Origin of the sequence: Streptomyces sp., from assembly GCF_036566765.1 — a bacterium.
In the GTDB taxonomy this organism is placed as follows: Bacteria; Actinomycetota; Actinomycetes; order Streptomycetales; family Streptomycetaceae; genus Streptomyces.
This window is the reverse complement of record NZ_DATCVQ010000398.1, coordinates 1-15429: the sequence shown is the minus strand read 5'-3', so window position 1 is coordinate 15429 and position 15429 is coordinate 1. Positions and strand designations below refer to the sequence as shown.

Below are 15429 nucleotides of genomic sequence, written 5' to 3'. Positions count from 1 at the left end.
TGGTCTTCGCCCTGGGCCTGGGCTCCAGCGGCATCCCGCGCGCATGGGCCGCCGGCGCCCGCCGCGGCGGGGTCCACTACGCGGACGGGCCCGCCGACGAGGCCGCGGCCCGGCTCGCGGCGGGGATCCGCGACCGGAAGGGCCCCGGCGACATCGTCGTCGTGTCGCTGCACTGGGGCTCCAACTGGGGCTACGGCGTACCCCCCGCCGACGTGGCCCTCGGGCACGCGCTGATCGACGGCGGCGCGGACATCGTGTACGGGCACTCCTCGCACCACCCGCGCCCCCTGGAGGCGTACCGGGGCCGGCTGGTCCTGTACGGCTGCGGGGATCTGATCAACGACTATGAGGGCATCTCGGGCTACGAGGAGTACCGCGACGATCTCCGGCTGCTCCCGATCGTCTCGGTGGCGGCCGCGGACGGCGCGCTCCAGGAGGTACGGATGACTCCGCTGCGGTCCCGGCGGATGCGCCTGGAGCATGCCTCGCGCCGGGACGGGCAGTGGCTGCACGAGGTACTCGGCCGGATCAGCGGGCCCTTCGGCGTGCGCGTCGACCTCGCGCCGGACGGCGCCCTGACCGCCCGGGCGGCCTGACCGCAGAGGACCGGTGAGATCGCAGAGGACCGGTGAGGAGGAGCGACATGTACTTCACCGACCGCATCGACGCGGGCCGGCAGCTCGCGGCCCGGCTGACGCATCTCAAGGACAGCGACGTGGTGGTCCTGGGGCTGCCCAGGGGCGGGGTGCCGGTCGCCGAGCAGGTCGCCGAGTCGCTCGCCGCCCCGCTGGACATCTGTCTCGTCCGCAAGCTGGGCGTGCCTTACCAGCCGGAGCTGGCGATGGGCGCGGTCGGCGAGGGCGGGGTGCGGGTGCTCAACGACGACGTGCTGAGCCGGGGCAGGGTCACGTCCCGCGACCTCGCCGCCGTGGAGGAGCGCGAGCTGGCTCTCCTGGACGAGCGCGCCGCGCGCTACCGCGGGGCGCGACACCCGGTACCGCTCCGGGGACGGACCGTGGTCGTGGTGGACGACGGGCTGGCGACCGGGGCGACCGCGCTCGCGGCCTGCCGCGTGGTCCGGGCGCGCGACGCGGCCCGGATCGTGCTCGCGGTGCCCGTCGCGCCCGCGGGCTGGCGGGCCGAGCGGGTGGGGAACAACGCGGACGAGGCGGTGTGCGTGCACGAGCCCGCGTTCTTCCAGGCCATCGGTCAGTTCTACCTGGACTTCTCGCAGACCCCCGACGAGGACGTCGTCGCCTGCCTGGACCGCAACCGCGCGGCGTACGGCGCCGGTGACGACGCGGCCGCACAGGCAGCCGAGGGCGCGGCCGGGCTGCCGCCGACGGAGGTACGCCTCCCGGTCGGCGGGGCGGAGGTCGGCGGGGAGCTGACGCTGCCCCCGAAGGCGGCGGGGATCGTGCTGTTCGCGCACGGCAGCGGCAGCAGCCGGCACAGCCCGCGCAACCGCGCCGTGGCCGCCGCGCTGAACCGGGCGGGTCTGGGCACGCTGCTGTTCGACCTGCTCACGGACGCGGAGGCGGCGAACCGGGCCAATGTCTTCGACACCGAGCTGCTGGCCGGGCGGCTCACCGAGGCCGCGGCCTGGGTCGGCGGCCGGGAGGACACGCGGCGGCTGCGGACCGGGTTCTTCGGGGCGAGCACCGGCGCGGCCGCCGCGCTGTGGGCGGCGGCGGACCCGGCGGCGACGGTGTCCGCGGTGGTCTCCCGCGGCGGCCGGCCCGATCTGGCGGAGGCGCGGCTCGCCGAGGTGCGCGCCCCGACGCTGCTGATCGTGGGCGGCCGGGACGACCTGGTCATCGACCTCAACCGCGGGGCGCAGGCCCGGCTGCGCTGCGAGAACCGGCTCGACATCGTGCCCGGCGCCACGCACCTCTTCGAGGAGCCGGGAACGCTCGAGAGGGTGGGCGAGCTGGCGGCCGACTGGTTCGCCGAGCACTTCTGACCGGCCGGCCGTCAGCCGTCAGCCGTCAGCCGTCAGCCGTCACCGAAAGGCTCGCAACCTCCCTGCAACCTCCCCCCATGTCTCCTGGACGAACGACGCACCAGGCACGACGCACCGAGCCGGGAGAAGGGGGCGGGGCATGGACGCGAGCGCCGAGCCGCGGGTGGAGCTGACGCCCGCCGCGGCCGAACTGTTGCGGCGACTGCGCGCGCTGCACGGGCCGCTGATGTTCCATCAGTCCGGCGGCTGCTGCGACGGCAGCGCGCCGATGTGCTACCCGGACGGCGAGTTCCGCACCGGTGACTCCGACGTTCTCCTGGAATCGCTGGCCGTGCCCGGAGTCACCGAGCCGGTGGCGTTCTGGATGTCGAAGACGCAGTACGAGGTGTGGCGGCACACCCGGCTGATCGTCGACGTCGTGCCCGGCCGGGGCAGCGGGTTCTCGCTGGAGGCGCCGGAGGGAGTGCGTTTCCTCATCCGTTCCCGGGTGATCGGCGTCTAGCCTTCTGGGTCTGGTCAACTCATCTTTGACTTTCGGAGTTGACCGGTCATCAGGAGGTTCCGTGGCGCCCTCTCGAGCCCGTACGACGAACTTACTGGCCCTGTTCCTCGCGTGGTGCGCCCTGTTGGGCGCCGGCCTGGCCGGCACCGCACCCGCTGTCGCGGCCCCGCGGACCGCGGCGTGGACCGAGTTCGCCTCGGGGGTGCGGTACGCGACGCTGGATCTGACCGCGGCCAAGGGCCCGGTCCGCGCGCATCTGCTCTCCGTGGATCTCACCGAGCCGGACGTGTCGGTCGGCCTGCTCCATCCGGGGGCGGTCGCCGCCCGGGCCCCGCTGTCCGCGCTCGCGGACGCGCAGGGGGCGGTCGGCGGCGTCAACGGCGACTTCTTCAACATCTCCGAGACCCAGCATCCCGGGGTGGAGGCGACCGGCGCGTCCGTCGGCCCGGCGGTCGCCGACGGCCGGGCGCTCAAGGCGGCCGTGCCGAACGGGCAGCGGTTCGGCCCGGCGCTGCCGCCGGGTACCAGCACGGAAGACGTGCTGGGCGTGGGCTGGGACGACCGGGCCCGCCTCGGCGCGCTGGAGCTGCAGGGGACGGTCACGACGCGGGGAACGCGGCTGCCGCTCGGGGGCCTGAACCAGTACGCGCTGCCGGTCGGCTCGGTCGGCGTGTTCACCTCCGACTGGGGCGCGGCGTCCCGGCTGCGGGCGACCTGCGGCACGGACACCGACCGCGCGGCGCCGTGCAGCGCGGAGACGTACGAGGTGACGGTGCGGGCGGGCCGGGTGACGTCGGTCGCCGAGAAGCCCGGCGGGGGCCCGATCACCGAGGGCACGAAGGTCCTGGTGGGCCGGGAGGCGGGGGCCCGGGAGCTGCGCCGGCTGTCGGTCGGCGACCCCGTGTCCGTACGGCACCGGCTGGTCGCCGAGCGTACGCAGGCGCCGTACCGGTTCGCGGTCGGCGGGTTCCCCGTACTGCGGGACGGGGTCCCGCTCGACGGGCTCGACCGGGTGGCCTTCGCGGTCCGCTCGGCGGCGGGGATCGGGAACGACGGAGAGGAGCTGCTGCTGATGGCACTGGACGGCGGCCCCGAATTCCGCAGCGGCCTGACGGTCGCCGAGGTGGCCGAGCTGATGGCGGAGCTGGGCGCGACGGACGCGCTGAGCCTGGACGGCGGCGGGTCGTCGACGCTGGTCACCCGCTCCCCCGGGGATGCGGCGGTCACGGTGCGCAACCATCCCAGCGGAGGCGCGGAGCGGCCGGTGCCGAACGGCATCGGCGTGTTCTCCCGCGATTGAAACACCCGTTCGGACGCCAAGCCACCGTGCGGGACGCACGGGCCGTGGCTAGCGTGGCTGGCAGCAGCAACCATCGATCGGAAGAGAGTCACCGTCATGGCAGCACGACCTGAAGGCACGCCTGTCTGGGCCGACGCGATGTTCACCGACGTCGAGGGCGCGAAGGCCTTCTACGGCGAAGTGCTGGGATGGACCTTCGGCGAGGCCTCGTCGGAGTACGGCAACTACACGCAGGCGTACAAGGACGGGAAGGCGGTCGCGGCCGTGGTTCCCCCGATGCCCGGCCAGGGCGACCCGAAGTCGGCCTGGTGTCTGTACTTCGCGTCGGACGACGTGGCCGAGACCGCGCAGAAGATCACTGCGGCCGGCGGCAAGGTGCTCATGGAGCCGATGGCGGTCGGCGACTTCGGCTCGATGGTCATCGGCCAGGACCCGACGGGCGTGGTGTTCGGCGCGTGGCAGGGCGGGACCCACAAGGGCTTCGATCTGGAGGGCAAGCCCGGCAGCTTCGCCTGGGCCGAGGTGTTCACCCGGGAGCCGGCGAAGTCGGACGCGTTCCTCACCTCCGTCTTCGGCTACAACGCGAAGAAGATGAAGGACGAGCACATCGACTACAAGGTCTTCGACCTGGGCGGCGAGATGCCCGTCCTCGGCCGGATGACCATGACGTCGGAGGACTTCCCGCCGGAGATCCCGCCGTACCTCCAGCTCTACTTCGCGGTCGACGACTGCGACGCGGCGGTCGCGAAGGCGGAGAAGCTGGGCGGCAAGAAGGTGTTCGGGCCGATGGGCAGCCCGTTCGGGCGGTTCGCGGCGATCGTCGACCCGCAGGGCGCCGCGTTCGCGGTCATCGACATGTCGACCACCGAGGGCGAGATGCCCGAGATGGTCTGAGGCCGCGACAGGCGGCACAGGCAGCGGCACGGCACACGGCGCGCCCGGGACCGGATCGATCGGCCCCGGGCGCGTCGCCGTATGCGTCGCCGCGTGCGCTGCCGGGTGGGTCGCCGTGTGCGGGTCAGGTCCGGTCGCGGACGGCGACGATGCCGTTGAAGACGCCGACGTAGGCGGTGCCGTCGGGGCCGATGGTGATCGGCGCCCAGTTGTTGTCGTACAGGAGGCCGGTGCCGGTGAGCCGCTTCCAGACGCGCTTGCCGGTACGGAAGTCGACGGCGGTGAGGTACCAGGCGTCGATGCCGAGGGCGTGCGGCTGCTTCTCGTAGAAGTAGAGCAGGCCGTTGGCGGTGGAGAGCTTGGGCACGGTGGACGGCGAGCGGACGTCGCTCTCCCAGACGGTGTCGCAGCCGCTGCCGTCGGGCCGGACGTCGATCCGGGTCGCCCCGCCGACGACGCTGCGGCCGAGGGTCAGGGTGGTGGGGTTCTCGTAGCCGTAGTTGTTCTCGACGACGAGGCTGTTCCCCCAGCTGATCAGGGAGTTGTCGGTCGTGGACGCGCCGGCGCCGAAGACCGGGACCCTGCAGACGAGCCGCCGGTCGACGGAGACGTCCGTGCCGCGCCGGTAGACGAGGACGTTCATCCGGCCGTCGGCGTTGTCGGTGATGGCGACATAGCCGTCCCCGAACAGGTCGGGGGTGGTGCCGGACCCCTGGTTGACCGAGCCGGGCTTGGTGCCCGTGCCCCGGTCGTAGGTCTGCCGCCACTGGATCTGCGGGGTGCCGTCGGCGGCGGCGCGGAAGCTGTAGAGCGCGTGGTCAGAGACGATCGAGACTCCGTCGGCGGCGACGGAGAACGAGTTCTGGATCTCCTCGCCGTCGAGCCGGATCGACTTCAGGGCGCCGCTCGCCGGGTCGACGGTGCCGACGCGGCCGAGCCGGGTCACCCACCAGATGCGGCCCTGCCAGTCCGGCATGACGGAGGTGACGGGGTCGCAGACGCCGCTGGGGAAGAGGTTGGTCCAGCTGACGCAGTCGTGCGGGACGTGGGAGGTGAGGTCCCAGTCGTCCTCGACGGTGAACTTCCAGCCGCCGTCCGGGTTCTGGCCGTGCGCGATCCGCAGGACGTGCTGGCGGGAGTCGGCGAGGACGACGCGGTCGCGGTGGTCGAGGTAGAAGTACGCGCCGCCGGAGGTGTCCTTGAAGATCTTCTCGAAGTCGAGCCGGGTGACGGCCTCGACGGTGGAGGAGCGCTGCGGCAGCTTGTACTCGGCGAGGGTGGCCAGCGTGCGCGGGTCGAGCAGCTTGAGCAGGAACCCGGAGAAGGTGCCGCAGACGGTGAGGAGGCGGCCGCCGGAGTCGAAGGTGGCGGTGGCGCACTCGCCGCCGAGCGCGGCGATCTTCTCGCTGGTGACCTGGGGGTCGCGGCCGAGCGGTCCGGAGTAGGGGTGGGTGCCGCTGCCGGCGGCGTCGGCGTGCATGCCGCTGCGGCCGTTGGGGGCGAGGTACGGATGCTGGGGCGGCGCCTCGGCGGGGACGGGGCGGGCCGTGGCGGGGGCGCCCTCGTAGGGGGCGACGAGGCGGTGGCCGGGAGCCAGGGGTATGTCGTCGGCGAGCGCCGGGGGCACCACGCCCACGAGCGCGGTCGCGCACAGCGCGGCGAGGACGGCGAGCGCGCGGGCGCGGGCTCGGCTGCGGAAGGGGGACATCACGGCTCCTCGGGTGCGTGCGTGGGTCGCGCCGGCGGCCGACGCTAGGCCCGAGTGCCTGAGATGTACATGCAACTGCCCCGTGTTTCATGACCACTTCACGCTGGTGCAATGATTCACGGCTTGAGGCTGCTCACCACGTCGGCGGTGGCGGCGACGCCGTTGTGGATGCTGGGCGCCATGCTCGTGCCCGCGAGGAAGAACCCGAGCAGGGCGCAGGTCAGCGCGTGGGTGACCTTCAGTCCGCCGTTGCGGAGGAAGATCACCGCCAGGACCAGCAGAAGAAGCACCACGGAAATGGAGACCGCCATCGCCCTCACCCTCCTTGCGCCGCGCCGGAATTGCGGCGTTCGGCGGCAAGTGTGGCGCAGTGGCCGGGCCGTCCGGCCGTACGGCGTGGCGGCCGTACGGGTGATTCCGGGTGATTCGCGTCCGAGGCGTGGGCGGCTCAGCCCCGGCCGGTGAGGAAGCGGCGCAGGCCGGCCAGGTCGTCGGTGTTGAGGTGGTCGACGCCCGCGGCGAGCAGTTCGGTCCAGATCGCGTCCCGCGCGGGGCCGGGCTGGTCGGGGGTGGCCCAGAAGCGGACGCGACGGCCCTGGGCCTGGGCGGTGTCGACGAGGGAGCGCAGCCGGGCGCGTTCGGCGGCGGGGAACGGGCCGTCGCCGCGCCAGCCGAAGAACTGGGTCCAGTTGCCGCTGACCAGGGGAATGAAGGAGGCGGGCGTGGGAACCGGGGCGGCGAGGTCGTCGAAGCGGCCGTCGTAGCAGGCATACCGGACCCGCTGGGCCTCCATGGGCGCGCGGGCGGCGCGGTCCCCGGAGATGACCGGGGTGACGGCGCCGGGGTGCGGGCGTCCGTCGGTGACGATGGTCAGCATCCGCCGGTACGGGCGGAGTTGGCGGTGCAGCTCCTCGTACGCGGCGACCCCGTCGCCCTTGATGTCGATCAGCAGCTGAACCGGCTTCCGGTACCCCGGGTACACGGAGCCGTGGTGGGCGCGGACCCGGTCGCGCAGCGGGTCGAGGTAGAGCCGCCGGAGCGTCCGCGTGGGGTCGAGCTGCGCCGGCTCGTGGGCGACGAGGAGTTCGCCGTCGACGAGGAAGACGTCCGCCTCGACGCTGGTGAAGCCCTGGTCGAGGGCGTCGAGCAGCGGCCTGGGGTGCAAGTAGTCGTTGTGCGCGTGGGCCTGCGGCAGGGGTGTGACCGGCCGCGTCGCGGCCCGCGCGGCGGGCGCGGCGAGCCCCGCGGCGGCGGCGGCGAGCGAGACGACGGCGGTACGGCGGGACAACTGCGCCATGAGGGTCTCCCGGGTGCGTCGGAGGCGGCCGGGACGGCCGGACGGCTCCGAGTATGCGCACCCGGGAGGCTCAAGTGGTCGGCGGGCACGAAGAGTTGGCCGAACATCCCGGCGAAGGTCGCCGGGAGTTCGCGGACCCGGACGGCGGGCCCGGGCGGCGGACTCGGACGGCGGACTCGGACGGTGGACTCGGACGGCGGGCTCGGACGGTGGACTCGGACGGTGGACTCGGACGGCGGGCTCGGGCGGCGGGCTCGGTCGGTGGCCGGGAACGGGACCGTGAGTCGACCTGCCACGGGCCGGGGCAACGACCCGCCGCTGTCCGGTCAGCGGCCCCCTCGCCCGCCCGATCAGTGACCCGCCGTTGTCCGGTCAGCGGCCCGTCGCTGTCCGGTCAGCGGCCCGTCGCCCGCCCGATCAGCGGCCCTGCCGCCCGCCCGATCAGCGACCCGCCAACAGCGCCTCCAAGGCTCGGGCGGGCTCCGGGTGGCGGTCGATCAGGGCCGCGCCCGGATGGCCGGATCCCTGCGGTGTCTCCCAGCCGCCGGTGCAGCCCAGCAGGTCTGCGAGCGCGTCGCAGGCCGCGGGGTGCGCGGCGAGCAGCGCGGAGCCGCGGCCCGTCGCCGGCCCGCCTGCCGTGAACGACACCGGCGGCGCGGGCTGTGCCCGCCACGGCGGGACCCAGGCGTCCAGTTCGGCGAGGCGGCCGGGGAAGATCCGGCCGGCCTCGCGAATCAGCAGCGGGGCCAGTTCGGCGCCGTTCGCCCGCAGGGTGGTGATCAGCGTGGGCAGCCACGGCAGGAGCACCGGGTCCGGCAGCCGGCCGAAGGCGTTCGACACCGCCTCCACGACGAAGTCGGTGAGGCCCGGGACGGGTTCCAGGGCGTGCACGAAGCCGCTGAGGTAGCGCGGATAGGCGGGCACCACCATCGGGTTGGCGAGGAGTTCGTCGCAGCGAGCCCGCAGCTCCGCCCGGCTCACCCGGCCGAGCTGCGTCTCGGCGGCCCACAGCAGCGCCGTCTTCGACGGGTCCTGCGGGTGCGACTGGGCGACCGCGAGCTCCAGTTGGGTCCGGTCGCAGCCCAGGGACAGCGCCAGGGTCTCCATGCCGAAGAGGAAGCCGAGCATCGCCGCGACGTGCCGTACGCCGGCGTCCTCGTCGGTGAACGCCGTCGGCAGCAGGGTGCAGTAGTGCGCGTACCCGGCCTTGACGAAGGACTCGATCCAGGGCGGCAGCACCGGATCGGCGGTGCGGTGGTACGCGAGCAGCCGCCGCACCCGACGCAGTACCTCGGGCGCTCCGTCGACGGTCCGCTCGGCGGCCAGTACCTCCAGGGCCCGGGCGCCCAGCTCATCGGCGAGCCGTCGGCTGCGCAGGTAGCGCGTAGCGTCCTCGACGGTCTCGAGGACAGTCGCGGCGGTGGCCTGGGCGTCGTACGCCCGGCGGCGCAGCCGCTGTTCCAGGACCTGCTCGATGCTGACGCCCTCGTAGCCGAGCTCGATCAGCGAGCGCTGGTGATTGCCGAGCGCCAGGTCCCAGGACTCCTGGATGGACCGCTCCCCCAGGGACCGTTCGCCCATGATGGGGCGGGCCGCGCCGTGCGGCAGCAGGTACCGCAGCATCCACAGCACATCGGAGCAGCGCTCCAGCTCCGGCCGGCCGGCGATGTCGAGCAGGGCCCGCTGGACGCCGCGCTGCTGGAGTCTCAGCTCCAGCGGCGCGAGCCGGTCGTGTACGTCGCGGGCGAGCGGCGGCAGCGCGTCGTAGCCGACCTGCCCGATCCGGTCGCCGCCCATCATGATCTCGACGAGCCGACGGACATCGCGCCGGCCGGGCACGGAGTCCTTCTCGATGCAGGTGACGGCCGCGTCCTGGAAGTCGTACGGGGTGGGCCTGGCCCGGTCCCGCATCCCGGCCAGCAGGATCGACGTCTCGAACACGGCGATGGCGTCGGCGGTGGAGGCGAGATAGCCGTTGCGCCGGGCGGCGCGGACGATGTCCACCGACCAGCCGAGCAGTTCGGCCTCGTCGAGCCCGTCCAGGACGGGCGGCCGGCGCAGGAACCCGGTCAGCCGGTCAGCGGGCCCGGTCTCCGTTTCGACGACCGCGGAAACGGCCTTTCGGGCCTTGGCCTTCTTCGCACCCGCCTGGCCCTCCAGGCGGAAGGGCTCCACGCGGCTGCGCTGGAGGTTCTTCGCCCAGACCGTCGCGGCGATCGACACCGAGCCGGAGGCGAGGCCGAACTGCGCCTCGATCGCGGCGTGGCTGGACGGGATGAGGCCGTGCCGCCACTTCGTGCCGGTGCGCGGGCCGATCTCGAACGTGTCGCTGCCGTCGACGCCGAACTCCTCGACCCGGCTGGCCGCGTGGAACGCGCCGCAGACGTACAGGCAGTCCGCGGGGTCGGCGCCGGTGGCGGCCAGGTGCTCGCGCATCCGGGTCCACATGTGCCGCTCGCGGTCCTCGTCCACCCGCACCCGGTGCGGGTCGCCGGGGGCGAGCCGCCGGAACAGGCTGCCGATGAGGAACATGGCCTGGCGGTAGGTGTCGTGGTCGCTGTCGCCCAGCGGGAGTTCGACGTACTGGTGCCACCACTCCGACCAGTGCCGGACCCGGCCGTGCCGCAGCAGATGCTCCTCCAGTTCGGCGAAGCGCGGCCGGAGGTCGCCGATCTCCACGCCGACGGCGTCTCCGTGCAGCCCGGCCTCCTCGGCGGGCGGCGCGAGGGACGCGTCCTCCGGGTCCGCGCCGGACTCCTCCTCGCCACGGGCGTCCCACTGGAAGACATGGTCCGAGGACCGGTCCACCAGGACGAGTTCGACGCCGGGGGTGTCCAGGGCGTAGGCGATCGCCTGGTACTCGGCCGAGGCCTCGGTGATCGGGGCGACCACGGACAGCGGCGACCAGTCGGCCGGGAAGCCGTCGGTCTCGGTGGCGAAGGCCTGGACCGCCACCGGGAGGCGGCAGTTGCGCAGTTCGGTCAGGAGCGGCGCCATGTCCTCGCACAGCTCCAGGTACACGACCTTCGGCTGCTTCTCGCGCAGCCGGCGGGCCATCGCGAGCGCGGAGGCCGGGGAGTGGTGACAGACCGGGAAGATCTCCAGCGGCTCGCGGACCGCGCGGTCGACGTCGTCGACGAGGCCGAGCAGGATGCCCTCCAGGGCGCCGGGCCCGTCGGCGAACGTCGCAGCGGCTTCCTGGAGTTGGGCGCGAAGCGCCTCGAAGGTCCCCTCGTGGGCGCCGGTCACGACAGCGTGGCGATCGCGTCGCGGCCGCCCTCCAGGAACTCGGGCCAGGAGCCGCCGTCCTCCTTGCTGCGCGGCTCGACGACGCCGTGCAGGTACTTGTTGAGAATGGCCAGGTCCTCGGGCTCGCGCCGGGCGAGCGAGCCGACCAACGAGGAGGCCAGGGTGCGGGCGGTCAGTTCGCGCTCGCCGAAGAAGTTGCTGTGCAGGATCGCGTCCTCCAGGACGCCGATCTGCTCGGCGGTGGACAGCGCGGACTCCAGCTTCTCCTCGTCGCTGCCGGCCGCGGCGGCGGAGGCGCGCAGGTCGGCGAAACTCTGCAGCAGCACGTCGAGCAGGGTCGGCGGCACGTCCAGCTCGATCCGGTGCCGGCGCAGCAACTCCTCGGTGCGGAAGCGGACGATCTCCGCCTCGCTCTTCTTGTTGGTCACGACCGGGATGCGGACGAAGTTGAAGCGGCGCTTGAGCGCGGAGGAGAGGTCGTTGACGCCCCGGTCGCGGCTGTTGGCGGTGGCGATGATCGAGAAGCCGGGCTTGGCGAAGACGATGTTCTCGCCGCCGTCGCCGCCGTCCAGCTCGGGGACCGAGATGTACTTCTCGGAGAGGATCGAGATCAGCGCGTCCTGGACGTCGCTGGTGGAGCGCGTGAGCTCCTCGAACCGGCCGATGGTGCCGGTCTCCATCGCGTTCATGATCGGCGAGGGGATCATCGACTCCCGGGACTGGCCCTTGGCGATGACCATGGACACGTTCCAGGAGTACTTGATGTGGTCCTCGGTGGTGCCGGCCGTGCCCTGCACCACCTGCGTGGAGTTGCGGCTGATCGCCGCGGCCAGCAGCTCGGCCAGCCAGCTCTTGCCGGTGCCGGGGTCGCCGATGAGCAGCAGGCCGCGGTCGGAGGCGAGGGTGACGATCGAGCGCTCGACGAAGCTGCGGTCGCCGAACCACTTCGGCGCGATCTCCCGGTCGAGCCCGTCGGCCCGCTCGGAGCCGAGAACGAACAGCCGGACCATCTTGGGCGACAGCCGCCAGGAGAACGGCTTCGGAGCGTCGTCGACGGACTCGAGCCAGTCGAGTTCCTCGGCGTACTTGATCTCGGCGGGGGCGCGCAACAGGTCGGACATGAGAGGGCCTTCTTTCGAGATGCCTTGAGAAGTCTTCAGAAAGTCTTCGGAGAGTCTTCGGAACGCTCGTCGTCGCTTGATTGCTAGGCGAGGAACGTCTTGAGGTCGTGGACGAGCTTGTTGATGTGCCCGGAGATCACCGGGGTGCCGAGGGCCTTGAAGCGCTCCCGGAACCAGGGGTTGACCTCCTGGCGGCCGGAGCTGGTCACCGAGCCGACGGGGATGAACTTCACGCCGGAGCGGTGCACGGCCTCGATGCCCTCGAACAGCGGCTGGGAGCGGTCGAACTCGTAGAAATCCGAGATCCACACCATCACGGTGTCCTTGGGATCGGTGATCTTCGGCCGGGCCATGGCCATCGCGATCGGCCCATCGTTTCCGCCGCCGAGGTTGGTGCGCAGCAGGGCCTCGAAGGGGTCGTTCACCCAGGGGGTGAGGTCGATGGCCCGGGTGTCGTAGGCGATGAGGTGGACGTCGACCTTCGGCAGTCCCGCGAAGATGGAAGCCAGGATCGTGCAGTTCACCATCGAGTCGACCATCGAACCGGACTGGTCCACGACGACGATCAGCCGCTGGGGCGTCGTACGGCGGGCGGTGTGCCGGTAGTAGAGGCGGTCGACGTACAGCCGCTCCTCCTCCGGGCTCCAGTTGGTGAGGTTCTTCCAGATGGTGCGGTCGAGGTCGAGATTGCGGAACACGCGCTTGGGCGGCACGGATCGGTCGAGCTCGCCGACGGTGGACTTCTCGACCTGGGTGCGCAGCACTTCGGCGATCTCGTCGACGTAGCGGCGGATCAGCGCCTTGGCGTTGGCCAGGGCCACGCCGGAGAGATTGCTCTTGTCGCGCAGGAGTTGCTCGATCAGCGACATGCTCGGGGTGAGCTGGGCGGCGAGCTTGGGGTCCGCCAGGACTTCGCGCAGGTGCATCCGCTTCACCAGATCGGCCTCGATGTCGGCGAGTTCCGGGTCGCGGCGCGCGCCGGGGCCCTGGCCGAGCGCCCGCTCCATCCAGCCGGCGTCGGACTGCCAGCGCGCCAGCTGCCCGGCGGAGACGGTGCCGGACCCGGTGGCGAACACGTTGAGCAGCACTTTGGCGGCAAGCGCCGCGCGACGCACCTCGGCAGCACGGTCGCGCGCGCCGTCGGCGTCGGGCTCGGGGGCCATCAGCCCGTCGATCTCGCCGGCCAGCTCCGGGTGGCGCTGCACGATCGAGTCGACGGACGTCTGCGGGTCGAGGAGCCCGGACGGCAGCCCGATGTCCTCGACGACGGCGAGGCTCGCGGTTTCGAGTGAGGGCTGCTCCTCGTGGTCGAAGAGGCGGGCGAGGAGACGCCAGTACAGGACTTGGCGACGGTTCTCGTGGAGGTCGGGGGTGGGACTCGGGTCGGGCTCGACGGGCTCAGCGACCCGATCGAGGTCTGCGGTCCCGGCGAGATCGGCGGTCCGATCGAGTTCGGTGGTGCGGTCGAGTTCGACAGTTCGGTCGAGTTCGGCAGTCCGGTCGAGTTCTGTGATGCGGACGGTCTCCGGGGTCGGGTCGGTCATGCGCGCAGCAGCTTTCCGGCGCGTTCGCGCAGTACGGCCACGGCGTCAGTGGCGGCCTTCTCGGCCTTGACGCCGGCCTTGTCGGTCGTGCCGCCGGCCCAGCCGCCGGCGTGCAGGGCGACGGTCTTCTTCCTCACGGTCGTCTCGACGGCCAGGGGCTGGAGGCGGTACGTCCCGGCGTCCCAGCGGAGCAGCCCGATGCACGCGCCGGAGGCGGCGACGGCCTCGGGGGTCAGGGGGCCGGCGGCGGGGAGGCGGTCGGTTTCGACGGCGTACGGCTGCCGCCCGGCGACAGTGAAGGTCAGGGCGTCGTCCGTCGCCTCGGCCGTGTAGCCCTCCAGGAGGACGGGCACGGCGAGGCGTGTCGGGTGCCGGTCCAGCGGCGCGGTCGCCGGGTCTGCGGCGGTGGACAGGGCGACGCGGGCGGTGGCGAAGGCGTCCGCGGGCTCGCCCGGGCGGGCGTGCGCGTCGTCCCAGAGCAGGTCGCCCTCGGCGGTCAGCGGCATCCCGTCGAGCTCCATCGAGCGGCCCTCGCCGACGGCCGCGAGGAGCGACATGTGCGGGCGGAGCAGCTGCCAGAGGCCGGCGCCGACGACCGTGTCGGGCTTGGGCGCGGACACGGCGGCGCGCACGAGGAGGGGCGGGGCGCCGTCGGAGGGCTCGTACACGGCGTGCACCTGGGCCTGGACGGCGGTGGCGTGTTCGTGCAGGTCGACGCCGAGCGGCAGGAGTCGCCCGGTGGCCGGGGCGGTGACGGGCGCGCCGAACGCGCCCGGGACGGTGAGCACCATCGCGCGCGACCACAGGTCCGCCCACCGCCGTGCCGGTATGCGGTCCAGGGAAGCACCCGGGCAGGACGCGGCGAGTTCGGCGGCGAAGCCGTCGAGGAGCGTGGCCAGGCGGCGCAGGGCCGGGTCCGGCAGCATCGCGGAGACGACCTGCGCCGCGCCGGAGACGGTGTCGTGGTCGAGACCCTGCCAGCCGGAGCGGGCGAGGTCGGCGAGCCAGGAACGGGCGGCGGCGAGGAGGTTGGCGGCGGGTCGGTCGGCGTCGGCGGCCGGGGCGGTCGCGTCGGCACGGGCTCGGCCGGCGACCTCCGTCATGTGCTCCGTCACGGCGTCGTGGACGGAGCCGAGGAGGGCGGTACGGGCGGCGGCGAGGGCGACGAGGCAGTCCTCGCCGGCGGTGCCCGCGGCCGCCTTCTCTGCCGCCTCGGCGACCCGCGCGGCCAGCGGGGAGCCGGCAAGGGCCTGGGCGAGCTCGGCCAGGCCGGCGGCCTGGGCGGGCTGCGGCCGGAGAAGCCCGGCGACGAGCACGCGGTCGAAGGCGTCGACGGCGGTGAGTGCGTCGTCGAGCCCTTCGACGGACGGGTCGGCGGGCGAGTCGACGGACTCGGCCGCGGTCGCCCTGGTCGGCGCAAACCACTGCATCTCCGGCAACGGTGTGGTGGTCGGCGCGAGTTCCAGGTACGCCAGGTGGCGCAGGAACCGGCTGAACACGACCGCGCCGGCCTTGGTGTCGCCCTGCGGCGGGCGCGCGGCGACCATCGCGTCGGTGATGCCCGGGGCGGACGGCTCGCCGTCGGCGGGCTCGGCCTTCAGGTAGCGCGCGACGCGCCCGGCCCCGTACTGCAGCACCGCCTCGGTGACGAGGGCGCGGATGTGATTGCAGAAGGACCCTCGCGCGCCGCCGCAGGGCCGGTTGTTGTTGGTGCTGCACGCGAACGCGTACGTGCCGGCCGCGACCGACGAGACGTAGACGCGCCCGATGTCCGAGCCGCTGGACACGACGCCCTGGAGGCGACCGTCGGCGAGCTCCACGAACGGAACCTTGGCGAGCTTGCGGGGCCGT

Annotated in this window: 12 protein-coding genes; 5 read left to right on the top strand and 7 right to left on the bottom strand. The window is 73.0% G+C overall.

Going from position 1 to position 15429, the window contains the following annotated elements; translation table 11 throughout:
* The 5 genes from VIU94_RS23335 to VIU94_RS23315 all read left to right on the top strand — a co-directional run.
* Window positions 1–596, top strand: a 596-nt coding sequence (locus VIU94_RS23335; RefSeq protein ID WP_331913817.1) for a CapA family protein, incomplete at its 5' end; no start/stop codon positions are given.
* A 47-nt stretch (window positions 597–643) separates the two neighbouring features.
* Complete coding sequence (locus VIU94_RS23330) at window positions 644–1963, top strand: phosphoribosyltransferase family protein (RefSeq protein WP_331913816.1); 1320 nt, start codon at window positions 644–646, stop codon at window positions 1961–1963.
* Window positions 1964–2102: 139 nt separating this feature from the next.
* A complete protein-coding gene (locus tag VIU94_RS23325) occupies window positions 2103–2465 on the top strand; it encodes a DUF779 domain-containing protein (protein WP_331913815.1) in 363 nt (120 codons plus the stop codon).
* 61 nt (window positions 2466–2526) lie between these two features.
* Window positions 2527–3765, top strand: coding sequence for a phosphodiester glycosidase family protein (locus VIU94_RS23320; protein WP_331913814.1), 1239 nt, complete (start codon window positions 2527–2529; stop codon window positions 3763–3765).
* Window positions 3766–3861: 96 nt separating this feature from the next.
* Window positions 3862–4659 (top strand): VOC family protein, encoded by a 798-nt coding sequence (locus tag VIU94_RS23315; protein WP_331913813.1) that lies wholly within the window; start codon window positions 3862–3864, stop codon window positions 4657–4659.
* 124 nt (window positions 4660–4783) lie between these two features.
* Here the strand turns inward: VIU94_RS23315 and VIU94_RS23310 are convergent, their stop codons facing one another.
* The 7 genes from VIU94_RS23310 to VIU94_RS23280 form a co-directional block, all read right to left on the bottom strand.
* Window positions 4784–6367 (bottom strand): hypothetical protein, encoded by a 1584-nt coding sequence (locus VIU94_RS23310; RefSeq protein ID WP_331913812.1) that lies wholly within the window; start codon window positions 6365–6367, stop codon window positions 4784–4786.
* 116 nt (window positions 6368–6483) lie between these two features.
* Entirely contained in the window at window positions 6484–6678 is a 195-nt protein-coding gene (locus VIU94_RS23305) for a hypothetical protein (RefSeq protein ID WP_331913811.1), read from the bottom strand.
* 137 nt (window positions 6679–6815) lie between these two features.
* Window positions 6816–7664: a phosphatidylinositol-specific phospholipase C/glycerophosphodiester phosphodiesterase family protein gene (locus VIU94_RS23300; protein ID WP_331913810.1), complete on the bottom strand. Its 849-nt coding sequence runs from the start codon at window positions 7662–7664 to the stop codon at window positions 6816–6818.
* A 441-nt stretch (window positions 7665–8105) separates the two neighbouring features.
* The gene (locus tag VIU94_RS23295) at window positions 8106–10913 is read right to left on the bottom strand and encodes a DUF5682 family protein (protein WP_331913809.1); all 2808 of its coding nucleotides are present in this window, start codon (window positions 10911–10913) and stop codon (window positions 8106–8108) included.
* Window positions 10910–12034 carry an ATP-binding protein gene (locus VIU94_RS23290; RefSeq protein WP_331913808.1) on the bottom strand — a complete coding sequence of 375 codons (1125 nt, stop codon included), beginning with the start codon at window positions 12032–12034 and terminating at the stop codon, window positions 10910–10912. Before VIU94_RS23290 ends, VIU94_RS23295 begins: the two co-directional genes overlap by 4 nt.
* An 83-nt stretch (window positions 12035–12117) precedes the next feature.
* Window positions 12118–13578 (bottom strand): VWA domain-containing protein, encoded by a 1461-nt coding sequence (locus tag VIU94_RS23285; protein ID WP_331913807.1) that lies wholly within the window; start codon window positions 13576–13578, stop codon window positions 12118–12120.
* Window positions 13575–15008, bottom strand: coding sequence for a hypothetical protein (locus VIU94_RS23280; protein ID WP_331913818.1), 1434 nt, complete (start codon window positions 15006–15008; stop codon window positions 13575–13577). The genes VIU94_RS23285 and VIU94_RS23280 overlap by 4 nt, the downstream gene beginning before the upstream one ends.
* Window positions 15009–15429 lie beyond the last annotated feature (421 nt).